Raw genomic sequence first — 23783 nt, forward strand, 5'->3', positions numbered from 1 at the left:
TCTCTACTTAAATCATACCATTAACTTTCAAACATCTAATATCTATATGCATAATTATACACATAGTCAAATAAATATTCAATAATTTTATTAAATTTCTCTGTTTTTCTTGAATATTTATTATATATTATGTATAATCATAATAAAGTCAAACACAAAGTGAAACTTAATTGGAGTGATAGTTATGATAAAAGCAGGAATTATTGGAGCAACAGGATATTCTGGTGCGGAACTTACTAGATTACTTTACAGCCATCCTGATGTTACAATTGATTTTTTATGTACTAATAGTTATGTAGGAGAAGATTTCAGTAATATATATCCAAATTTCAAACAATTTATCAATAAAAAGTGTGTTAGTATCCATGAAGCTTTTGAAAGGTTACCTTATATAGATGTACTTTTTACTGCTTTGCCATCTGGAAAGGCTTTAGAGTTTGGTAAACGAGCAATGGATAACAATGTTAAGCTTATAGATATTGGTTCAGATTTTAGACTTAAAGAAAAAGATTTATATAAACAATGGTACAACCTTGATCACAAATACCCAGATTTACTTTGTGAAGCTGTATATGGTTTACCAGAATTAAATAGAGAAGCCATTAAAACTGCAAAGCTTGTTGCCAGCGCTGGATGCTACCCAACAGCAAGTTCTTTAGCTCTTATTCCACTTGTTAGTAATAATATGATCAATTTAGCATCCATTATAATAGATGCTAAATCAGGGGTTTCTGGTGCTGGTAGAAAAGCATCCACAAGTAATCTATATGTAGAGTGCAATGAATCCATAAAAGCTTATGGGGTGACAACCCACAGGCATACTCCCGAAATTGAACAAACTCTTTCTACTATTGCTAAAGAAGATATTAAATTGACGTTTACACCTCATTTGGTGCCAATGAATAGGGGTATTCTTGCTGTTTGTTATGGTAAGTTAAATAAAGCCTATACTACTGAAGATTTAATTAAACTCTATAAATCATTTTATGCCAAAGATTATTTTATTAGGGTAAATGATGAGTTACCTGAAACCAGATGGGTTAAAGATTCCAACTTTTGTGATATAAGTTTAAGAGTTGATCAAAGAACGAATACAGTTATTGCCATTTCCGCCATTGATAACCTAATCAAAGGTGCTGCTGGGCAAGCAATCCAAAACATGAACTTGATGTTTGGTTTAGAAGAAACTACTTCGCTTAAAATCAATCCTATTTTTGCGTAATGATTCTTCAGAAACAACAAATCACTGTTATTTTTAATCACACTATATAATATGAAAGAAGGTTTCACTATGGATTTTATAAAAATATTGGAAAATAAAACTATAACTGACGTGCCATTCTTTAAAGCCGCTGGTATTCACTGCGGACTTAAAAGAGAAAAAAAAGATTTATGTGTTATATACAGCGAAAAAAAAGCTGTGGCTGCTGCTGTTTTTACTAACAATAAGGTTAAGGCGGCTCCTGTGCTTTTAAATATGAAAACCATAGCAAATAAAAACATCCAAGCTATTGTTGCCAACAGCGGAAATGCCAATGCTTGCACTGGTGCTGCTGGCTATAAAGATGCCGAAGTCATGGCTGAGTTAACTGCAAAAGAGCTTAACCTTACCCCAGGGGAAGTTCTCGTAGCTTCAACCGGAATAATTGGAGAACCACTTAAATTTGACAAAATCACAAAAGGAATAAAAATGGCATGTGAAAATCTTTCCTTTCATGGAGGTAATGACGCTGGAAATGCTATAATGACCACTGATACGTTCCAAAAGAAGATTGCTATAGAATTTAACCTTGGAAATAAAAAAGCTATGATTAGTGCCATAGCGAAGGGTTCTGGAATGATACACCCTAATATGGGCACAATGCTTTCCTTTGTAGTTACAGATACTAATATATCTAAAGTCATGCTTGATAAAGCACTTAAGGAAAGTGTACTTGATTCCTATAATATGGTTTCAGTAGATGGTGACACCAGTACTAACGACATGGTAATAGTACTAGCAAATGGAGCCTGCGAAAATAAATTAATAGATTCTGAAGATGATGATTATGAAATATTTAAAACTGCGCTTCACTTTGTGAATGTTGAGTTATCAAAGATGATAGCAAAAGATGGTGAGGGTGCAACAAAACTTCTTGAAGTAATAGTTAATAATGCAAAAACACTAAATGATGCTAAAGTGTGTTCAAAATCTGTTATAACCTCAAGCCTTGTAAAAGCAGCTTTTTTTGGTGCTGATGCAAATTGGGGAAGAATTTTATGTGCTCTTGGTTATAGTGGTGCAGATTTAAATGTAAATGCCATAAATATATTATTTAGTAACCAAGCAGGCCACATTCAAATTTGTAAAAACGGTGGAAATATACCTTTTGATGAATCCTTAGCAAAAAAAATATTAAATGAAGATAAAATAACTATTACTATAGATCTTAATGATGGTAACTTCACCGCCACCGCTTGGGGCTGTGATTTAACTTATGACTACGTTAAAATTAATGGGTCGTATAGAAGCTGATAGATGCATTTGCCAAGTTTTAGGTTCCAGATAACAAGGATTTTCTGTTTTCTCAGAAGAATCAATTAAAAAAGGACATGGATATATTTGTGCAAATCAAATATATCCATGTTCTTTCTTATTAATGTACTATTTAATTTAATTTTATGTTTTATTTTTATTCATTTTCTGCCCTAGCGAAAAATCTTCCTTAGCGCTTAACTCTTTTTGCCAGGCTTCTTGTATTTGTTTATCTATAGCATATAAACAAGTAACGATCTTAATTAGTTCATGGTTTCCTGCGTCCATATCTTCTGCAATGTTAGTATCATTGCAATCTTGAACTAAATCAAAAACTGTCCACTCTGACCATGCTTTGTTAATATCAACTTTGTAGTTTTTATTTTGAGGAAATATGAATCTTAATTTTTCCGCTTCTTCCTCCCCATCTAAAATTTTCTTAAGGTAGAAAGACAATAACACGCTGGCTTTATCATAAACAATGGTTTTCTTATCTCTATGGTTTTTTATCCAAACTATAAGTATAATTGCCCTTATAAATTTGTCTTTCTCTATGAATTTTTCTAAAACTTCTGTATTAAGATTCTCACTACTGATTCTAAATAGTAGCAAAATTTTCAGCTTAAGCTCCAAGTTTACCCATATTTTCTCAATATCTTCTTCATTAAAATCATTTAGGAATTTTAATTTTTCTTCACTCTTTAAATAATGAAAAGTGTCTGATTGTATAATAAATTCCAAATTTTCATTCCTAAGCAATTTAACTTTAAAAGCTTGCTCCATATTATTTTTAAAATTTATACCAATTTCAAAAGATACTGCTGCTTCTGGTTTAAGTACTTTAACTTTACACCTTAAATGACTTCTATTAAAATATAAATCCGGTTTGTTTTTTCTAATTATATAGCCATAATCATTTAATTTATGGGTGCTTGGATTATATCCACCAAACCACTTAACTATTCCAACCTCTCTCATTGATCTAATCCTTGATCATAATGAGTAATTATTTTTCTCATATCACCTATCATATACAAGGATCCTGAAATAAGTAGCAAATCATCCTTGCGACAATATTGTTTTGCCTTTAGAAATGCCTCTTTATAGTCATCCATACTTTCACAATTTTTATTATATTTTTTCACAACAAGTTCTAAATCTCTAGATAATTCAGCCCTCTGACTATGTGGGGTTACAGTTATAATCTTTTTAGCTTTTTTTGAAATAACTTCAACCATTTTTTCTACTTCTTTATCCCCCAGTATTCCAAGTATAAGCACAATTTTATTATAATTAAAATAAGTTCCAATACTTTCACTTAACTTTTTTATTCCATCACTATTATGGGCCCCATCAATAACAACTAATGGATGATTTTCTAAAACTTCAAGTCTACCTTTCCATTCAACATTTTTCAAGGCTGATATAATATTTTTTTTATCCACATTCACCCCTAATTGAATTAACTCCTCAACACAATGTATTGCAGTACTGCAGTTTAAAAGCTGATGTTTTCCTAAAAGTGATAAGGTTATATCATAAGAGTCATTTTTAGTCCTAACCTCAATATGTTGATACAACTTAGATGAAATATTTTCAACCTCAATAAAACGCGCAGAATTATCATTAACTTTTATTATATATGCATTATTCGCTCTTGCTACTGATTCTATAACTTCTTCACTTTCCTCTTCCTGTGGATACAAAATAACCGTCTTATTTTTCTTTATAATTCCTGCTTTTTCAGAAGCAATTTCCTTTAAAGAATTGCCTAAAATATTCATATGATCGTAACTAATTGAAGTAATTACACATAGAATAGGATCTATAACGTTAGTAGAATCAAGTCTTCCACCAAGTCCAACTTCTAGTACAACAAAATCAATACTTTTCTCATAAAAATACAGAAAAGCAGCACAAGTTATTATTTCAAATTCAGTTGGGTGCTGATAACCAAGTTCTTCCACCTTATGTACAACCTTAGCAAGTTTTGTTACAACCCGTGATAGTTCTTCTTTAGGTATATTCACACCATTTATTTGTATCCTCTCTTCAAACTCTTCTAAAAAAGGTGATGTATACATACCAACCTTATATCCTGCTTCTCTGAGAATTTTTGTAATCATAATAGCTGTAGAACCTTTTCCATTTGTTCCTGCAACATGAATACATTTTATTTTTTTTTCAGGATTACCCAAGAGCTCAAGTATCTTTTCTGTTCTTGATAACCCATAATTACTTCCAAACTTAGCTGCATTATTTATATAATCCATTGTTTCTCTGTAGTCCATTTCTTTACATCCTTTGTTTTTCGACATATTGAAAAAAATCACCTGGTTATTGCATCAGTATATCTTTTTCATAGGTCTGAATTATCTACCCAATATCTGCATTTATGATCATTTATATCCAGAAGTCTGCCCTTATTATTTTCTATGACACTTCTAGATGGCGTATTATAATCTTCACAGGTAATTAGAACTTTATCTATATGTTTCTGTTTAGCTTTTTTTAAGAGTTCATTTAACATAATATTACCATATCCATTTCCTCTTTTAGATGGCCTTATAGAATAACCTATGTGACCTCCTTCTTTTTTTAGATTATCATTTAAGTAATCTCTTATTTTCCCAATACCACGGGCTCATCATCAATATATAACCAGTATAAAGTCTGTGGTACGTATTTAGAATCTAAATTAATCCCCTTTGACATATTAATATTTCCTTTTAAATAATCTCTAAAATTTTCAGTATTTATATAGTATCCTCTGTTTTGAAATCCATTTTCTCCTGGTCCGATTTCCTTAATCATATCATATATATCCTTGCCATCTGCAATGGATAATTCTTTTAACTCAACCATAATCTCACCTCTAACTAATATGGCATCTTAGAAAAAATATCAAGTCAAATATACTATCATAATGACTTGATATTTTTAATGATGACTACTATTTTTAGTTTAAACTATCTATTCTAGAAAGTACAGCCTGAAGCATCTCTTTATATTTTTCGCCTTTTGCCTTTTCTTCTTCTATTACATTATCTGGCGCTTTTGAAACAAATCCTTGATTAGCAAGTTTTTTAGCTACTCTCTGTATTTCGTTTTTAAGCTTTTCCTCTTCTTTATGAAGTCTTTCCATTTCTTTTTCTAAATCAATAAGATCAAGTAGTGGCATAAACATCTCCCCGCCTTTTGTTACTACTGATACAGCATTTTTAGGTACTTCTGACTTTGATGAAATAAACACAACTTCACTGGCAGAGCCAAGTTTTTCTAGGTATGAAATTCCTGCCTCATAAGCACTTTTGGCTGAATCTGCTAAAAGCACAATAAGTTTTGCCTTTCTTGAAGGCGGAACATTCATCTCTACTCTTACATTCCTTAGAGCTTTAATTGCTTCCATAATATAATTCATATCTTCCTCAGCTTTTGGGTCATGAAGCTCTTCAGTGTACTCTGGCCACTTTGAAATTGAAATTGATTCATATTTTTTCTCTAAATGCTGATAAATTTCCTCTGTAATGTATGGCATTACAGGGTGTAATAGTTGAAGTCCAATAGTTAATACTCTATTAAGTACATTGTAAACTATACCCTTAGCCTTTTCATCTTCCCCATACATAGTTGGTTTAATAAGTTCAATGTACCAATCACAGAATTCAGTCCACATAAAGTCATAAACCTTTTGTGAAGCTATTCCAAGTTCAAACTTATCGATGTTTTCTGTTACTTCTCCTACCACTGTATTGGCCCTAGAAAGTATCCATCTATCAGCTAAACTATATTCCTTAGAGTTTTCATATTTTTTCATCATATCATCATCTATATTCATCAAAACGAACCTGGATGCGTTCCAAATTTTATTTGCAAAATTCCTGGCATTTTCAACCTTTTCAGTTTTATACCTAAAATCATTTCCCGGTGCATTTCCTGTTATAAGTGAAAATCTTAGTGCATCTGCTCCATACTCATCAATAACATCCAGTGGATCTACTCCATTACCTAGGGATTTAGACATTTTTCTACCTTCAGCATCCCTTATAAGTCCATGCATTAAAACATGCTGAAATGGTACTTCTCCCATATTGTGAATACCTGAAAAAATCATTCTAGCAACCCAAAAAAATATTATGTCATAACCTGTAACCAAAACATTTGTTGGATAAAAATAATCCAGGTCTTCAGTTTTATCAGGCCATCCAAGTGTGGAGAAAGGCCAAAGTGCTGAACTAAACCAAGTATCAAGTACATCTTCATCTTGATTTAAATTACTACTACCACATTTTGAACATTTTGTAGGAGCAACTGCATTAACTATTATTTCCCCGCAATCTTTACAATACCAAACTGGAATTCTATGTCCCCACCAAAGTTGTCTTGATATACACCAATCATGAATATTATCCATCCAGTTGTAATAAGTCTTATCAAATCTTTCAGGTACAAATTTTATTTCCCCAGTCTTTACAGCATCTATTGCTGGTTTTGCTAAGGAATCCATCTTAACATACCACTGATTTGAAATCATTGGCTCAATAGTACATTTACATCTGTCATGTGTACCGACGTTATGTGTATGGTTTTTTATCCCAACAAGGAAACCCTGCTCTTTTAAGTCCTTAACTATTTCATCTCTTGCCTTATATCTATCAAGTCCTGAGTATTTTCCGTACCCTTTAACTATAGTTCCGTCATTATTTAAAATTGTTATTTCAGCTAATGAGTGCCTTTTGCCTACTTCATAATCATTAGGATCATGTGCTGGAGTTATTTTTACTGCTCCTGTACCAAATTCCATATCAACATAATCATCTGCAACTATTGATATCTCTCTGTTAACTAAAGGAAGTATCAATGTTTTCCCAACTAAATGCGCATATCTATCATCTTTAGGATTTACAGCAACAGCAGTATCGCCAAGTAAGGTCTCTGGTCTAGTAGTTGCTATTTCCAAATATTCATCGCTATTTTTTACAGGATATTTAATATTCCAAAAATGACCTTCCTGTTCTACATATTCAATTTCAGCGTCAGAAAGAGCTGTTTGACATTTAGGACACCAGTTTGTTATTCTGTTTCCCCTATAGATAAGTCCTTCACTATACAATTTTACAAATACTTCTCTAACAGCTTTACTAAGCTTTTCATCCATAGTAAAACTCTCTCTAGTAAAATCAGCAGAAACGCCCATTTTTTTAAGTTGACCTCTTATTCTTTCTCTATAGGTATCTGTCCATTCCCACACCTTTTCAAGGAAAGCATCTCTGCCCATTTCTTTTTTCTTTAATCCTTGCTTTAAAAGCTCATTTTCAACCTTTACTTCAGTGGCGATACTCGCATGGTCCTGGCCTGGTAGCCATAAAGTTGAGTACCCCTGCATTCTTTTTGTCCTTATTAGAAAATCTTGCATAGCATTGTCAAGGGCATGCCCTAAATGTAGCTGTCCAGTTATATTTGGAGGAGGCATAATAATTGTATAAGGTTTTTTAGTATGGTCTACTTTAGGAGTGAAAAATTTTTTATCTTCCCACCATTTGTACAGTCTATCTTCAAACTCTTTTGGATCATATGTTTTTGCTATATTTTTTGAATCTTCCATTTTGTAATTCCTCCTGAACTAATTTTTTACAAACAAAAAAGCGCAGCATCCTAACAAAGGACGACTGCGCGCGTTACCACCTTTTTTCCTGCAAGAATTAAATTGCAGGCTCTCAATTAATATCGGCTAAGATTACCGTCTTTGCTTTAAGTTTTTTATTCCTTGGCAAAAATGCTCCGAAGCAACCTTCAAGAATGATGGTATAGAAGATCTTTCAGCTAAAATGTCTTCCTCTCTTAATACTTCTTTTTCTCTACTCCTCTTCATCAAAACATAAATATATTATTGTTTTTATTATATATTAAATAATATATATGTCAAGTCATGTTGTAACTGTAACAATTTTTTTTATTTTTAATATACTGTAATTAAATGAACCTATGCTACGTATCTGAATGTTACTATTGAAAGGTTATGAGATAAAAAATGAGTGTACAAACGAACAAAAAAAAGTTTTATATTATAAAGCTTGATGAATGTAAATATATTGGTAAAAATGATGATTCATCCACATATCTTATGAAAGATAATACAGTTGTTAAAATTTATCAAGATCCATATAAATGCAAACGTGACTATACACTGCTTACAACTACAGATCTTATCCATGTCGTACCTAAAACTTATAACTTTTGTGGACACTATATTATAAGAGAATATGTTAAAGGAAGTAGCTTAAAAAAATATGTAATGAAAAATGGTCTCAATAATTTTATTGCTCTAAAGCTAATTAAATTTTTAGAAAAAATATACAATTACAATATTAGAAATCTTAATGTAAATTCAGGTTATATTTTTATTACAAGCACCAATGATTTTATTCTAATTGATGCTGAATATAGTGATTGCAGTGAAAATAATTTTGAAAAATTATTTATGGATTTTAATGATCTGACTATACTCAATAAATTTCAAACTGCTACAAAAAAATATAATAATAATTTGTATAACAAATGGTTTGCGAATAAAAAAGCCTAGTATAAAAGCTAAATTCTGCCTTTATACTAGGTTTTTAATTTATGCCTTTATTGGAGGAGCATCTTCCATTCTTTGTCTTTTTTCTTCTACTTCTTCAGTCATTTTCACAAAAGCTTCTTTTTTGTCCATATTCTTAAATGCAGTGGATAACATAAGCTTTATTCTATTTAATTGATTAACCTCACTTGCTCCTGGATCATAGTCAATTGCAGCAATGTTAGCATACGCATACCTTCTTTTTAATTCCTTAATCATACCCTTACCTGTTATGTGATTAGGTAGACATGCAAAAGGTTGCATACAAATAACATTTTCTGTGCCGTTTTCTATAAGTTCAACCATTTCGGCAGTTAAAAACCATCCCTCACCTGTTTGGTTACCAATAGATACAATGTCATTAACTCCATCTGCTAATTTACCTATTGTAGCTGGTGCATCAAATCTTTCGCTAGCATTTAATGATTTTTTCATTTCTTTTCTATAATATTCGATTATACTTATGAATATGTTGCTCAAATATTTACTCTTTCTAGTTCCAGAAAGATATCTTTGCTTATAACCTGAATCGTAAGCACAATAAAGTAGAAAGTCTGTAAGATCCGGCATTACAGCCTCTGCCCCTTCTTCTTCAATAACATTAACAATGTTGTTATTTGCCGTTGGATGGAATTTAACAAGAATTTCTCCTACAAGACCTACCTTAGGCTTATTAATATTATTAATTGGTAAATTGTCAAATTCCTGAACTATCCCTCTTACATCTCTCCTGAACACGCTGTGTTTTCCAAGCCTTGTGGACTCTTTACATATCTTGACCCACTTATCATATAGTTCATTAGCAGAACCTGGTACCTTTTCATAAGGTCTAACTCTATATAAAACTCTCATGAGAATATCCCCATAGATCAACGCTATAGCGCATTTATTAAGCATTGAAATTGAAAATTTAAATCCCGGATTTGTTTCAAGTCCTTGAGCACTTATTGAAATTACTGGAATTTCAGAAAATCCTGCGTCAATTAATGCTTTTCTTATAAATCCAATATAATTGGTAGCTCTACATCCTCCACCAGTTTGAGAAATCAATACTGAAGTTAATTTCAAATCATATTTTCCTGATTTTAATGCCTCAACTATTTGTCCAACTACAAGGATTGATGGATAACAAGCGTCATTATTTACATATTTTAGCCCTTGATCAACTGCACTCTTGTCCACTGATGGTAAAACCACAAGGTTATACCCAGAAGCGTTAATTGCTTCCTCTAAAAATTGGAAGTGGATTGGTGCCATTTGGGGACAAAGTATTGTATGGGTTTTTCTCATTTCCTCAGTAAATATTATTCGTTCCTCATTCTTCTCAATGTGTTCTTGTTTAGTTGTACTTTTACTTCTTTCTTCCATAGCAGCCTTAAGTGAGCGTATTCTTATTCTTACAGCTCCCAAATTATTGCCTTCATCTATTTTTATAACTGTATAAACTTTTTTACGTTTTTCAAGTATTTCCTCAACTTGATCAGTCGTTACAGCATCAAGTCCGCATCCAAAGGAATTTAATTGAATAAGCTCAAGATTGCTTTGGGTTGCAACAAAACTAGCTGCTGCGTATAACCTTGAATGATATACCCACTGGTCCACAACCCTAAGTGGTCTTTCAACATCACCTAGATGTGCCACTGAATCCTCAGTAAGTACAGCCATACCATGACTTGTTATAAGTTCAGGTATGCCATGGTTTATTTCTGGATCAACATGATAAGGTCTGCCACTTAAAACAATTCCCTTGATGTTTTTATCCTTTATATACCTTAAAACTTCTTCTCCCTTGTCCCTTATATCTTGCTTGTACATCATCTGCTCTTCATTTGCCATATCTACCGCTTGATTTATTTCATTTTTTGATATATTAAATTCTAAAAATTCCTCGTATAGCCTTGTTTTAAGTCTTTTTATATTATCAAAAGGCAAAAATGGATCCTTAAATAATATATCTCCACTTCTTAATTCATCAACATTATTTTTTAAAGCCTCAGCATAAGAAGTAACTATAGGACAATTATAATTATTATTTGCACCTTCTTGTTCTTTATTCTCATAAGGTAGACAAGGATAAAATATAAATTTAATGCCTTTTTTTATAAGACTTTCTATGTGACCATGAGAAAGTTTAGCCGGATAACAAACAGATTCCGAAGGTATTGTCTCCATTCCAAGTTCATATATATCCTTTGATGATCTAGGTGAAAGTTCCACTCTGAATTTAAGTTTTGTAAAAAATGTATGCCAGAACGGATAATTTTCATATAGATTTAGCACCCTAGGTATTCCAACTATTCCTCTTTTAGCCTCTTCTTTCTTTAAAGATTTATAGGCAAAAGTCCTCTTATACTTATAGTCATAAAGGTTTGGTAATTTATTCTTCTCAATGGAATGACCTGCGCCTCTTTCACATCTGTTTCCTGTTATATATTCTCTTTTATCAGAGAACTCATTAACAGTTAGCATACAGTTATTACCACAAAGTCCACACCTTCTCATAGTAACATTTGTACTAAATTCATCCAGTTGATCTACACCTAATAATGTTGTAGCATAACCTTCTTCATATCTTTCCCTAGAAATCAATGCGCAACCAAATGCACCCATTAATCCTGCAATATCCGGCCTCACTGCTTCTCTTTCAGAAATTAGTTCAAAACTTCTAAGTACTGCATCATTATAAAATGTACCACCTTGTACAATTATCTTTTCACCAAGTTCCTTAGGGTTTCTAACTTTAATTACTTTTAATAGAGCATTTTTAATTACCGCATAGGAAAGACCTGCGGAAATATCAGCAACATTTGCTCCTTCTTTTTGGGATTGTTTAACTCTTGAATTCATGAATACAGTGCATCTTGATCCAAGGTCAACAACGTTTTTAGACTGAAGTGCTGCAGACGCAAAATCTTTTATATCCATCTTCAGAGATTTGGCAAAAGTTTCAAGAAATGAACCACATCCAGATGAACATGCCTCGTTTAAAAGTATACTATTTATAGTTCCATCCTTTATCCTCAGGCACTTCATATCCTGTCCACCAATATCCAAAATAAAATCTACTCCTGGTAGAAAAAAATCAGAAGCTTTATAGTGTGCAATTGTTTCAACTTCACCTATATCAATCTTTAATGCAGCTTTAATCAACCCCTCACCATAACCTGTAACTGTTGAGTTCATTATTTTAGCATTTTTAGGTAGTTTAGCGTATATGTCTTGCAATATCTTAACAGTAAGTTGAAGTGGACTTCCCTCATTACTACCATAAAATGAGTACAAAAGTTCGCCGTCTTTAGAAATTAGAGTTGCCTTTGTAGTTGTTGAACCTACATCTATTCCTAAAAAGCAATTACCTTCATAAGATTCTAAATCTCTTCTTTTTATTTTATCTTTTGAATGCCTAGTTTTAAACTCCTGCAATTCTTCTTCATTTGCAAATAGAGGCCTTAATATATTAGCCTCACTAGTTGAAGCATTCTTTAACACTAAAATTCTAGATTTTAGCTCACTAAACTCCATGGGTTTTTCTTTTTCTGCATCTAATGCTGCTCCTTGTGCCACAAAGAGTTGCGAATCTTTTGGAAAAATTATTTCATCTTCCTTTAAACCTAAAGTTTCAATAAATCTATTTCTAAGTTCAGAAAGAAAATATAACGGTCCACCTAAGAACGCAACTTTACCTTTTATTGGTCTTCCACATGCAAGTCCACTAATTGTTTGATTTACAACGGCTTGAAAAATAGATGCAGCAATATCTTCCTTGGCTGCTCCTTCATTAATTAGCGGCTGTACATCAGTCTTAGCGAAAACACCACAACGTGATGCAATTGGATATATATTTTTATGATTTTTGGCTAATGCGTTTAATCCTGAAGCATCGGTTTTTAGAAGAGTGGCCATTTGATCTATAAACGCACCAGTCCCACCTGCACAAGTTCCATTCATCCGCTGATCAATATTCCCAACAAAATAAGTTATTTTAGCATCCTCACCACCAAGTTCAATAGCAACATCAGTTTCAGGGATCAACTTCTCAACAGTATTTGTACACGCAATTACTTCTTGTATAAAAGTTACATTTAGCCATTTTGCTACAGAAAGCCCTCCTGATCCAGTTACCATTACTGCAATTTGCCTATCCTTAAATTCACTATATGCCTCATCAATAAGATTAACTATAGTGTTTTTAATATCAGAAAAATGTCTTTCATATTTACTGAATATCATTTCATTTTTACTATTTAACATGACTATTTTGACTGTAGTTGATCCCACATCCAAACCTAATTTTAATATTTCTCTCATATTTACCTTCCCATTTCTTTTTTATATTTGTGTTTCAATAGGAATTCCTATCCGCTGAAATTATCTCCAGCCATTAAATCTAGAATTTATTATAACATAAATTCTATAATAATAGCTTGGTTTAAATTTTTACTTAACATTATAAATTTTATTATCGCTATTAGCAATAATAATTATTACAATATATATATTATTATATAATATATATTTAACTTTGTAAACTTTATATTTTCCTATGAATATTTTTCTATTTTATGGATATAAATCAGAATAGATGAAAAATAATTAAAAATAAAACTGTATACCCAGTTTTATAATCTATATTAGTATATAAAAGGAGGCTTTTATGAATTATTTTAACGAAGCTAATGATTATTACAATAAAATGGAATATAAAGTTGCTTTAAATCTTTACCTTAAGTCTGCACATCTAAAAGAGAATGAGACAGCCTCATTATATAATGCAGCAGTCTGTTTAATTAAATTAGGTGTTTATGACAAAGCAATTGAATTATTAAAAAAAGCAATTAGTTTAAAACAAGACAGTAGATATTTTTTTAATTTAGGTTATTGTAACGTCATGCTTAAAGATAAGAAAAAAGCTTTAATCTATTTTAACGTAGCATGGTCACTAGACAATTCTGATTCTGACTGTGAAAAAGCCATTTCTATGATTACAAAATCCTATAAAAAGAATGTAATTTAACTAACCCCCCCTAACTTTAATACGATTTGATAATAAATATATTTTACAAATTAAGAGCTGAACACTTAAAGTTGAAAAATAAAATTTTTCATACCTTATGTTCAACTCTTAACTTTACCACTTTCCGTACTACCATTCCCCTATAACTTTTGCATTTTTATGATCTAAATCAAACAATTTATTATTAAAATAATTCCCCCCCTTAGCAAAGGTAGTATCAACATTAATCCATTGATTTGAATCTGCTATATATACTTGATTCCATGCATGACTAACCCAACTAGCTCCATTAAATCCATCACCGGTAACAAGTCTAACCTTTATATTATTTGCTCTACACATAGCTACGTAAAGACTGGCATAGTCAAAACATATTCCGGTTTTGGTCTTAAATGTAGGTATTGCACCAGATTTAACATTATAATCGTTATTTAGTACTGAATTTGCTTTCCCATAATCATAAGATATACTGGTTCCTTCCCAATCATATATACTATTTGCTTTACCTAATGTACTGGTATTACCCTCAGCAATTTTTCTTGCAAAACTATCAATAACGCCATCTGACTTTATTGCGTCCTCTAGTGTTACTCCATTATAATATACAATAGTTTTTCCAATAGTATTCTGACTTCCTGCATTATTTACATCATTTTGTTTTACTACAACCTTCAAAGAATCACCAATTATTTCAGGGAGATTCTTTGCTACATTAGAATTAGTTATTGGTGTTAATAATTGCTTACAAAAATATTTATATGCATTTGAATCCGACAAATAATTATTGAACTGTTTGCTCGTACTAAACATTGATGCCACATTAAAAATAAACAAAACAACTAATAGATAACATATGCCTCTTGGTATTTCAAGCAATCCACCAATTATCCTTCTAAATAAGAACGCCTTGTTTTTTGTGATATTTTCAACTATATCTATTATATGATAAACCGTAATATTAACTATAAACATCAATATTAAATTTAATAATTTATATAAAATGTAGATTACTATAAGTAACACTATTGTGTATACAATGGTTGGATTTTGTTGCAATATATTTGAAACATTATTTGGTAGAACTCCAATTATGTTATTAATAACACTGTGTTCATTTATAATGAAAATATTTCTAAGATATTTAATTCCTATATAAATTGATAGAGCAAAAGAAATACTTGTTGTAAATCCATCTGTGTCCCTCTTAGCATTATAAGCAGAGAATCCCAAAATAATTCCTCTTAATATAGGATATAAAAAACTGCCTATTGTAATCAACGTTATTGGATTAAATTTCACCTAATCACCTCTATATATCAGTTTTTACCCATTACTTCTCTGATTTGCTTTTTTATTTGATCATTAGCAAAACCCCTACGCATTAAGTATTCCCATAATTTTTTATAAATTTTAGTTTCATCACTTTCTCTTTTTATAATTATATCATATCTCTTTTCAGCTGATACTTTTAGCTTCTCAAGATCCATAATATTTTTTTCATCATTAAATTCCTCATTTTCTTCCGATTCCTTTTTGTCTTTTAAAATTGTTTTAAGAATTTCATTTACCAATTCTCCATTATATCCAGCTCTAAAAAGGTAGCTTTTAAGTTTTGTATAAATTTTTGAGTAGTTACTTTCAGTTTTAACTATACTTTCGTATTTTTTTTTAGCTAAAATGTCTATGGCCGTTTTTTCTAAAATGGTTGAAACTTCATTTAATTTTTTATCAATAAGTTTAATATCAACGCCTTTTTTTAATAGATCATATTTTATCTTGATTTTACCATTCTTTTTTATCCTGTCACCTATATATAAGTCAATGTACTTATCGTCATCCACAAATCCATATTCTTTTAAAAACAAAAATACTCTTTCTATAACTTTTTCGTTATATTCCTTTTTTACAAGTTTTTCATGCATCTCTTTTTCCGTTTTATAGCTTCTGTCAATTACATTTAGTGCGTAATTTTTACAGGATATATAGTTATCTTCCTCAATTATTTTTTTAAGACTTTCAGCATCAAATTCATTACCAGTCTTTAATCCAAACATAAAAACCAAATCCGAACTGCAAGCGAAACTAAATTCTTCATTGATAAAAACATTAACCCTATTCTTTTTTCTTTTCTGTATTTCTATTTTAGTTATTTTATTATTCAAAATCATCACTCTCTTTTGACATAAGTATATGAACAGTTGGACTTGTAAATACTATTTTGGCACTTTCATAAATATCATGTTTTTTTATAACTTTCAAATTATTCATGTCACTTATAAATTCATATATGTCATCGCCGTCTACCATTTGTTGTATTATATAATCACATAGGCTTGTAGTATCTTCAATAATTGCTATTACTGATGTTTTTAATACTTTTTTCATTAATTCAATGTCACCATTTTTAAATAGATACTTCTCATTTGTTATATCTTCAATACATGACTCAATACAAGCCATGGCTTCTTCAGCATTTTTTTTACTTACAGAAGTATATATATATAAACTCTTTACAAAACTTGTAGTATCCAGTTCAGAATAAACATCATAGGCTAAACCTCTTTTTTCCCTCAATTCTCTGAACAGTATGGAGTTTCCACTTTCCCCAAATCTATGATTCAATATTTTCAGAGCTAATTCATGTTTTTTGTCGAGATTGTGAAAGGTATAAATATATATAATACTGCTTTGCTCTATATTATGCTTATAAGTTGTCTTCTTTATATTAATATTATCCTCAATTACTATTTCATCCTTAATAACCTCTAAAGGTATCCATTTACTAAAATATTTTTCCATCAATAAATGTACCTCTTCATATTCTAATGGTGATACTATAGATATGCAGCAATTATTCGGAACATAATATTTCTTATAAAAATCGAATATATCTTGTCTTGTGAATTTACTAATATTTTTTTCTGTCCCTATTGTATCATATTTTAAGGGACTATTTTTATAAGCCAATTTATGTGCTAATTTAAAGCTATAGTCTTCTACATCATCGGTACTAGTTCTTACTTCTGCTAATATGACTTCCCTTTCTTTCTCCATTTCATCCTTAGGGAAAATAGAATTAACAAGCATATCCGAAATAAGTTCTATTGCTTTTTCCAATTCATCGCTAATACCTGCAACATTTACAACCGTACAATTGTAGTCAGTATAAGCATTATATTCTCCACCTATATTTTCAAGTTCGTCATTTAATTTTTCATTATTCTTATTTTTTGTTCCTTTAAATAACATATGTTCGACAAAATGTGACATTCCGTTTTGCTCTTTATTTTCATATATTGATCCTATTTTCACTGCAGCATTAACTGAAAATAAGCCTGTTTCCCTTTTCACTACAGCTATTTGAAGTCCATTATTTAGAAAATACTCTCTAGAATCGAAAAAATCTTTATTCATAAAATCTCCTCATATTAATGTGTATTAATGATACTGTTAATTTTAAAGTCACATTTTTATTATACTCTAATAAGACCTTAAATGCTATATTATACAAAGCATTAAGGTCTTATTAGATATTATATTTAAATGTAAACTTTTTTTAAATTTAAAATACGTTTTAATCCATATGAAAATTTATCGTATTCTTTAAATATTAATTTAACTAGCTCATTAGCATCTAGCAAAGAACATAATTTTATAATCTCAGTATTGTTTTTTGCTAATGCTTCAAATCCGCCTAAACTAATTAAAATCAATTTATAATTTTCATTGATTTTGTTATTTTTAATTGCATTTTCCACATTGTTAACTTTAAGTTCTTTAACACTTTTAATAATTATTATTTTGCTTGAAAATTTCATCAGTTTGAAAGAATCCATATAAATAACATCAATTGAATACATCATATCATTTTCTTCCATATTTCTAAATATATACCCATTGGACCTGAATATCTCGTCCACAATTTTTAAAATCTCATTACTTTGTAAATTTTTCACTGTAACTTCACAGGAAGAGTATATTTTTTCAATCAAATCTATGTCTTTTGTAATTTCAAATTCCTCTTCACCATTTGAAATCAAATCATTAAATATTCTTTCAATTTCTGATTCATTATTTGTAATTTGATAAACCATTGAAGGTGAACTTAAAGAATTTTTTATTTCCTTTGAAATATTTGCTTGTAATATTGATTTATTAGTCCATTCCACTTTAATTATATTAGGTTCATCCTTTGAAACTTCAGGCAAAAAAACATAGTTATTTTTAACTGTTGCAAAATAATATGCCTCATCTTTATTACTATAAGTTATAATTTTATCATTGATATCGATTTCTCTACTAAATTTCCATAGTAGACTCTCAATTCTTATCCTAAATATAGGTGCCTCATTGTTATATACCTTATCGCACCTAACAAGCAATTTATCCTTTGTATCGTAATCTTTAGGATTTCCAATCTCACTAAATCCAATAGATACTATATTATTTTTTAACCACTTGTTTATTACTGCATTATCGTTATCATCATTTTTAATCATCCACCATTTTGGCACGTCATCACACCTCATCGTATAATTTAAATCATCAATTTGATATAATTTTAAATATTAATCCGGCATAATTATATCATAGTTTATAATTTAAGTCTAAATTGATTTTGATGCTATTTTAAACAAAATTTTACTACATTATTTCACTAACATGTAGTAAAATAATAAGATACTATGTCAAATTAAATTAGCTATCCAAAAATAGGCCACACTTTAGTCTATTTTCTTTGAGATAACTTATGGAGGAATTGAAAATGTCTCGTATTAAAAAAACAAAGCACAAAAGAATTAAGTTTTTACAATTTACTCTGTCATTAGTTATAATATGTGCTTTATTATTTTTTATTTATTCAAAACTTAAATCTAATGATTCAAAAAGCTATTCCACTGCAAATACCACTAATTCTACTACAGATAATAATACTCCTAACAATAAAACTGTTAATGAAGTAAACACATCTAATGATAATAATGTAAAAGTATCTACTGGTAATACTACTAATGGTAATAATATTACTCCTAATAAAACTGTTACTTCTAATTCAAGTACTTCCAATAAAACAAGTACGGGTAACACAGCTACAAATAAAACAAATTATGTAGTAGAACTACCAACTAACGCTGAATCTTCAAAAGGTAATGAAATTACCGTAGATAATGCTACAAAGCTTCTAACTACTAAACTTAATGGTAAAGGCTCCAAAATAAAAATCAGTTATGATCATACTCAAAATAAAAACAACATAAATTATTATGTTTTTCAAGCATTTGATTCTCAAGGTACATCTTCAACCTCAGACAATCATAGTGATACCTTAGGGTGGTACTATGTAAATGTTACTACTGGAGATTTGTTTACCTATGATTTAAATAATGACGTTCTAAATCCTTTAAAATAATTAAAAATGCTTAGTGAATATACTCAGATAAAGTGGTAATACTTATGTTAAGTGTTACCACTTTATCTGAGTATATTTTCTAAATAGTTTGATAATAATATTATTATATGGTATCATGAGTTGTTAAATTAAATATAGAAAGAGGATAACTGATGAAAAACATTACATTTGCAGAACTTGAATTAAGCGAAACTGTCCTAAAAGCCATCACTGAAATGGGATTTGAAAATCCTTCAGAAATACAAAGTGAAAGTATTCCAACTATACTAGATGGTTTTGATATAATAGGTCAAGCACAAACCGGTACAGGTAAAACCCTTGCTTTCGGTGCACCAATAATAAGTATGATTGACACTGAAAACAAAAATATTCAGGCAATTATATTAACTCCAACAAGAGAATTGGCAATTCAAATATATGAAGAATTGAAAAGAATTTCTAAATATAGTAATGTCCGTTCTTTACCAATTTATGGAGGTCAATCCATAGATAAGCAAATACAGGAAATTAGAAGAGGCGTTTCTATTATAGTTGGAACTCCAGGAAGAGTTTTGGATCATATAAAGAGAAAAACATTAAAACTTAGCCACGTTAAACACCTTGTGCTTGACGAAGCTGATGAAATGTTAAACATGGGCTTTATAGATGATATCGAAACTATAATCAAAGCTACAAACGAAGAGCGTCAAACATTATTATTTTCAGCAACAATGCCAAGACAAATTAAAAAGCTTGCAGAGCAATATCTTAAACCTGATAACAAGCATATAATGGTGTTAAAAAAATCAATGACAGTTTCATTAGTAGAACAATATTATTATGAAGTACAAAATAATGCAAGACTAGAAACTTTATGTAGAATCTTAGATGCAGAAAATCCTGAAAGTGCTATTATCTTTTGTAAAACAAAAAGAAATGTAGATGAACTTGTTGGAACTATGCAAGCAAAAGGCTTTATTGTTGAAGGTATGCATGGTGATATGAAACAATCTCAAAGAATGTCAACTCTAGCAAAATTCAAATCTGGAAAGTTGAACTTCCTTGCTGCAACAGATGTAGCTGCAAGAGGAATTGATGTTGAAAACATATCTCACGTAATAAACTATGAACTTCCTCAAGATACAGAATCATATGTTCATAGAATAGGTAGAACCGGAAGAGCAAATAAATCTGGTACAGCTTTAAGTATTGTTACAAAAAAAGAAATTTCAAAGTTAAAGCAGATTGAAAGAGAAATAAAGAGTAAAATAACTAAAAAACCAATACCTTCAATGAAAGATATAATGGCAGCTAAATCACAAAGTGTTATTAGTGGTATTGAAGATATACTTAAAGATGAAGCTAATTGTGATAAATTTTTACCTTTAGTTGAAACTCTAAATAAAGATTATTCTTTAGAAAGAATAACCGCAGCACTTCTAAAAGATATATTTGATAGAGAAGTTTCAATGGATTATAATGATGATAGTAAATCATTAAAAGTTGAAAGTTCAGTTAGATTATTTATTTCTGTTGGTCGTAAAGATGGTATAAATGTTAAATTACTTTTGGAACTTATTGATAATACATCTGGAGTTAATTCAAACTTTATTGGTTCAGTTGATATATTAGATAAATTCTCATTTGTAGATGTTGTTGAAAACAAAGTGCCTATAATCTTACAAAAGACCAGTGGTGAAAAATATAATGGCAGAAGAATAAATATTGAAATAGCTAAAGGCAGAAATAATTAACCTTTAAATTGTAAACTACTATGAATTAACATAGTAGTTTTATTATGTCTTAATTTTCATATATTTTGTAGTTTATGTCCTTGAAGATATTATCCAAAGATTCTATTTTTGTAAGATTCTTTACATTTATAGTATTCTTTGTAATTTCTTCACAAATTATATTAAACCTTTCTAAATGTGTATTAATTCTTTTAATTGCATAATTCACAGTGGTATTGTTTTTTATTATAAATGACCAATCTGAAGACTCTGCAAGCATTAATTCTCTAGCGGCCTGATTTAAAGCCCTTTTCTGAATTCCATTTGGCTTTTTATAAGTTTTTGCAAGTCTTATCATTATTTCCTCGCATTTATGCAAATCCTTATATATCCACTGATTTGAATCATTTATCCAAACTGAATAGTCACTATTTTCTCCCCAACTTGATGGGTTAGGACTGGAACATTGGACTATAGGATTCTTACTTAGATATTCTTTTGGTGTAGTTAACTCATAACAAGTTGGTTCTTCAGCACTTTTCCTTATAAATGCATCTATAAAATCAGGTCCCTCAAACCACCAGTGTCCAAACAATTCTGCATCATAAGGGCATGTTATTATAGGTGGCTTTTCCATCTGTTCTTGTAAAGCATTTATTTGTTCATTTCTACAAGATGCAAAATGCGCACCATGTTCTTTTGCTTTTTCCATTGCCTTTTCCCTATTATAAAGTTCCTTATTTTCAGTTTTCCCTGTAATCTTATAATATTTTATACCAGTATCTAGCCTAATACCTGAACTATTTATATATGGTCCTATGTAATCCATTGGCAATTCATATCCTATATCCCTATAAAATTCTCTATAACTAAAATCTCCCGGATAACCTATAAAATCGCTCCACACCTGATAAGATGATTCCATATCCCTTCCAAAAGCACACACACCACTTGGAGTAGATATTGGAGTTGCCGTTCCGTGCAGTGGTCTTGGCGATGCGAAAAGCACTGCTTTGCTCTCAGCAATAAAATATTTTATTCCATATTCCTTAAGCATAGAATCTAAAGAGTATGTATAGGCACATTCAGGAAGCCAGATTCCAGTTGGTGGATGCCCCATAACATCTATATAAGATTGTACTCCAGTTGCAAGTTGTGCTTTTATAGCTTCAGGATTAATAGCTAGAAGTGGCAAAAGAGCATGTGTGGCTGAACACGTTATCACTTCAAGTCTTCCTAATTTATCAAATTTTTTAAAGGCATTCATAAGCCTAGAATCATATTTTTCGTAAGTTTTCTTCAAATTATTAAATCTATCATTATAAAATACAGCCAGTTTATTTAGTTCACTATTATGTTTTGTTCTTATTAATTCCTTTTCAGCAAGCTCTATGGATTTATTCAAATACTCCATGTATCTCTTGTTTAGGTATTCGTCTTCAAGCATCGCCATAAGTGGTGGTGTTATAGACATAGTTATTTTAAAATTGATTTCATCTCTTAATAATCCATCATACACATTTATAAGCGGTATATAGCATTCATTCATTGCTTCAAACAACCATCGTTCTTCCATTGAATCTTTCACTTCTGGATGCCTTATAAACGGCATATGTCCATGTAATATCATAGATACATAACCTTTTTTCATATCTATCCCCCCTGCACTGCTTTTTAGCTAGTTCAACATTATGCCTTTTTGCTAGCATTGATGAAAATTTATTTAACCGGTGAACTAGGATAATCTCCATATTTTTTTAGAGAATCATCTATGTCTTTTTGGATAACTCCATTACGAAATACATTATAATATATATTTATTTTTGGATATGGTTCATTTTTTTTTTCTGTTCCATAAAAGGATAGGGTTTAGGTTCCCTATGAATATTGGATGGCTCATGACTATGTTTTGTGGTTGGTAGTTTGTCAATTTCAGTAGACTCCTGCTGTGAAACATCCAAATAATATACTGATAAATCATTTGACTGTTCTGACCTAGGCGTGGTAACCGTGTTTGATAATGCAACTGGAATAAATGTATCATCTGGTAAAATTCTTCCAAGCTTGACAAAAACATCAATGCCAGATTTATCAAGATTTATAAACCAGTTATTTGCAAATGCATCCAAATAAACTACTTTGACTTCATTTGCATTTCCATTATCTATTTCGAATACTTTTAATATTGGTTTTGAATTTTTCCAAGAATCCTGTCCATTTTGATCTTCAAAATCTTTAATCATTAATGGAGAAATACTAAAATAGCAAAATACCTTATGGGCATTTTGTACTAATAAAGCTATTGCAAATTTATTATCACTTATCATATAATCACCTCTATTATAGTGGTTGGCTAGTATAATTATAACTTAATATTACGTTAAAGTCATCCTCGAATATCGCATTTAAGTTAATTTTATTATATTTCCTTCATACAATTAACTGAGGTGATTTCTATGTCAATTTTCAAAAAACTCCTTATTGTTTTAATTAGTATTTTAATGCTAGAAATA

General features: G+C 30.3%; 18 protein-coding genes and 1 other annotated feature. Of the genes, 6 read left to right on the forward strand and 12 right to left on the reverse strand.

What is annotated here, in order from left to right; all coding sequences use genetic code 11:
• Nucleotides 1–184: 184 nt before the first annotated feature.
• Nucleotides 185–1222 (forward strand): N-acetyl-gamma-glutamyl-phosphate reductase, encoded by a 1038-nt coding sequence (argC, locus tag BR66_RS0119860; protein ID WP_026884478.1) that lies wholly within the window; start codon nt 185–187, stop codon nt 1220–1222.
• Nucleotides 1223–1291: 69 nt separating this feature from the next.
• A complete protein-coding gene (gene argJ, locus BR66_RS0119865; protein WP_026884479.1) occupies nt 1292–2515 on the forward strand; it encodes a bifunctional ornithine acetyltransferase/N-acetylglutamate synthase in 1224 nt (407 codons plus the stop codon).
• Between the two features lie 144 nt (nt 2516–2659).
• Here the strand turns inward: argJ and BR66_RS24335 are convergent, their stop codons facing one another.
• The 5 genes from BR66_RS24335 to BR66_RS0119885 all read right to left on the reverse strand — a co-directional run bounded on the left by BR66_RS24335 (nt 2660) and on the right by BR66_RS0119885 (nt 8120).
• The gene (locus BR66_RS24335; RefSeq protein WP_051624318.1) at nt 2660–3493 is read right to left on the reverse strand and encodes a hypothetical protein; all 834 of its coding nucleotides are present in this window, start codon (nt 3491–3493) and stop codon (nt 2660–2662) included.
• A complete protein-coding gene (locus tag BR66_RS0119875) occupies nt 3490–4806 on the reverse strand; it encodes a bifunctional folylpolyglutamate synthase/dihydrofolate synthase (protein ID WP_026884480.1) in 1317 nt (438 codons plus the stop codon). The genes BR66_RS24335 and BR66_RS0119875 overlap by 4 nt, the downstream gene beginning before the upstream one ends.
• Before the next feature lie 68 nt (nt 4807–4874).
• Nucleotides 4875–5150: a GNAT family N-acetyltransferase gene (locus BR66_RS26285; RefSeq protein ID WP_084156563.1), complete on the reverse strand. Its 276-nt coding sequence runs from the start codon at nt 5148–5150 to the stop codon at nt 4875–4877.
• The gene (locus BR66_RS26290; protein ID WP_051624319.1) at nt 5138–5380 is read right to left on the reverse strand and encodes a hypothetical protein; all 243 of its coding nucleotides are present in this window, start codon (nt 5378–5380) and stop codon (nt 5138–5140) included. The genes BR66_RS26285 and BR66_RS26290 overlap by 13 nt, the downstream gene beginning before the upstream one ends.
• A 94-nt stretch (nt 5381–5474) precedes the next feature.
• Nucleotides 5475–8120, reverse strand: coding sequence for a valine--tRNA ligase (locus BR66_RS0119885; RefSeq protein ID WP_026884481.1), 2646 nt, complete (start codon nt 8118–8120; stop codon nt 5475–5477).
• 53 nt (nt 8121–8173) lie between these two features.
• Nucleotides 8174–8399 (reverse strand) — a binding site (T-box leader).
• A 147-nt stretch (nt 8400–8546) separates the two neighbouring features.
• Here BR66_RS0119885 and BR66_RS24345 point away from each other — a divergent pair.
• On the forward strand, nt 8547–9098 hold the full coding sequence (locus BR66_RS24345; protein WP_051624320.1) for an RIO2 family protein: 552 nt from the start codon (nt 8547–8549) through the stop codon (nt 9096–9098).
• A 39-nt stretch (nt 9099–9137) separates the two neighbouring features.
• Here BR66_RS24345 and BR66_RS0119895 read toward each other — a convergent pair whose 3' ends face one another.
• Nucleotides 9138–13442 carry a 2-hydroxyacyl-CoA dehydratase gene (locus BR66_RS0119895; protein WP_026884482.1) on the reverse strand — a complete coding sequence of 1435 codons (4305 nt, stop codon included), beginning with the start codon at nt 13440–13442 and terminating at the stop codon, nt 9138–9140.
• Nucleotides 13443–13788: 346 nt separating this feature from the next.
• Here BR66_RS0119895 and BR66_RS0119900 point away from each other — a divergent pair, with 346 nt between their 5' ends.
• Nucleotides 13789–14148: a tetratricopeptide repeat protein gene (locus tag BR66_RS0119900; protein WP_026884483.1), complete on the forward strand. Its 360-nt coding sequence runs from the start codon at nt 13789–13791 to the stop codon at nt 14146–14148.
• Nucleotides 14149–14277: 129 nt separating this feature from the next.
• Here BR66_RS0119900 and BR66_RS0119905 read toward each other — a convergent pair whose 3' ends face one another.
• The 4 genes from BR66_RS0119905 to BR66_RS0119920 form a co-directional block, all read right to left on the reverse strand.
• Nucleotides 14278–15447, reverse strand: a complete 1170-nt coding sequence (locus BR66_RS0119905; protein ID WP_026884484.1) for a transglutaminase-like domain-containing protein — start codon at nt 15445–15447, stop codon at nt 14278–14280.
• Between the two features lie 17 nt (nt 15448–15464).
• Nucleotides 15465–16310 (reverse strand): recombination regulator RecX, encoded by an 846-nt coding sequence (gene recX / locus BR66_RS0119910; protein WP_026884485.1) that lies wholly within the window; start codon nt 16308–16310, stop codon nt 15465–15467.
• The gene (locus tag BR66_RS0119915; protein ID WP_026884486.1) at nt 16303–17562 is read right to left on the reverse strand and encodes a M16 family metallopeptidase; all 1260 of its coding nucleotides are present in this window, start codon (nt 17560–17562) and stop codon (nt 16303–16305) included. The genes recX and BR66_RS0119915 overlap by 8 nt, the downstream gene beginning before the upstream one ends.
• 125 nt (nt 17563–17687) lie before the next feature.
• The gene (locus tag BR66_RS0119920) at nt 17688–18662 is read right to left on the reverse strand and encodes a hypothetical protein (RefSeq protein ID WP_026884487.1); all 975 of its coding nucleotides are present in this window, start codon (nt 18660–18662) and stop codon (nt 17688–17690) included.
• Nucleotides 18663–18913: 251 nt separating this feature from the next.
• Here BR66_RS0119920 and BR66_RS24985 point away from each other — a divergent pair, with 251 nt between their 5' ends.
• Nucleotides 18914–19558, forward strand: coding sequence for a hypothetical protein (locus BR66_RS24985; RefSeq protein WP_026884488.1), 645 nt, complete (start codon nt 18914–18916; stop codon nt 19556–19558).
• A gap of 152 nt (nt 19559–19710) precedes the next feature.
• Entirely contained in the window at nt 19711–21291 is a 1581-nt protein-coding gene (locus BR66_RS0119930) for a DEAD/DEAH box helicase (protein WP_026884489.1), read from the forward strand.
• Nucleotides 21292–21340: 49 nt separating this feature from the next.
• Here BR66_RS0119930 and BR66_RS0119935 read toward each other — a convergent pair whose 3' ends face one another.
• Both BR66_RS0119935 and BR66_RS0119940 read right to left on the reverse strand, forming a co-directional pair.
• Nucleotides 21341–22921 (reverse strand): glycoside hydrolase family 57 protein, encoded by a 1581-nt coding sequence (locus tag BR66_RS0119935; RefSeq protein WP_026884490.1) that lies wholly within the window; start codon nt 22919–22921, stop codon nt 21341–21343.
• A 166-nt stretch (nt 22922–23087) separates the two neighbouring features.
• A complete protein-coding gene (locus BR66_RS0119940; RefSeq protein WP_026884491.1) occupies nt 23088–23597 on the reverse strand; it encodes a DUF4912 domain-containing protein in 510 nt (169 codons plus the stop codon).
• Between the last annotated feature and the right edge of the window lie 186 nt (nt 23598–23783).

Origin of the sequence: Clostridium akagii DSM 12554 (genome assembly GCF_000686725.1) — a bacterium.
Lineage (GTDB): Bacteria > Bacillota > Clostridia > Clostridiales > Clostridiaceae > Clostridium_I > Clostridium_I akagii.

Excerpts from the sequence above, each read along its gene's own strand:
- argC (WP_026884478.1), top strand. The coding sequence starts at position 185 with ATGATAAAAGCAGGAATTATTGGAGCAACAGGATATTCTGGTGCGGAA.
- argJ (WP_026884479.1), top strand. The coding sequence starts at position 1,292 with ATGGATTTTATAAAAATATTGGAAAATAAAACTATAACTGACGTGCCA.
- BR66_RS24335 (WP_051624318.1), bottom strand. The coding sequence starts at position 3,493 with ATGAGAGAGGTTGGAATAGTTAAGTGGTTTGGTGGATATAATCCAAGC.
- BR66_RS0119875 (WP_026884480.1), bottom strand. The coding sequence starts at position 4,806 with ATGGACTACAGAGAAACAATGGATTATATAAATAATGCAGCTAAGTTT.
- BR66_RS26290 (WP_051624319.1), bottom strand. The coding sequence starts at position 5,380 with ATGGTTGAGTTAAAAGAATTATCCATTGCAGATGGCAAGGATATATAT.
- BR66_RS0119885 (WP_026884481.1), bottom strand. The coding sequence starts at position 8,120 with ATGGAAGATTCAAAAAATATAGCAAAAACATATGATCCAAAAGAGTTT.
- BR66_RS24345 (WP_051624320.1), top strand. The coding sequence starts at position 8,547 with ATGAGTGTACAAACGAACAAAAAAAAGTTTTATATTATAAAGCTTGAT.
- BR66_RS0119895 (WP_026884482.1), bottom strand. The coding sequence starts at position 13,442 with ATGAGAGAAATATTAAAATTAGGTTTGGATGTGGGATCAACTACAGTC.
- BR66_RS0119900 (WP_026884483.1), top strand. The coding sequence starts at position 13,789 with ATGAATTATTTTAACGAAGCTAATGATTATTACAATAAAATGGAATAT.
- BR66_RS0119915 (WP_026884486.1), bottom strand. The coding sequence starts at position 17,562 with ATGAATAAAGATTTTTTCGATTCTAGAGAGTATTTTCTAAATAATGGA.
- BR66_RS24985 (WP_026884488.1), top strand. The coding sequence starts at position 18,914 with ATGTCTCGTATTAAAAAAACAAAGCACAAAAGAATTAAGTTTTTACAA.
- BR66_RS0119930 (WP_026884489.1), top strand. The coding sequence starts at position 19,711 with ATGAAAAACATTACATTTGCAGAACTTGAATTAAGCGAAACTGTCCTA.
- BR66_RS0119935 (WP_026884490.1), bottom strand. The coding sequence starts at position 22,921 with ATGAAAAAAGGTTATGTATCTATGATATTACATGGACATATGCCGTTT.
- BR66_RS0119940 (WP_026884491.1), bottom strand. The coding sequence starts at position 23,597 with ATGATAAGTGATAATAAATTTGCAATAGCTTTATTAGTACAAAATGCC.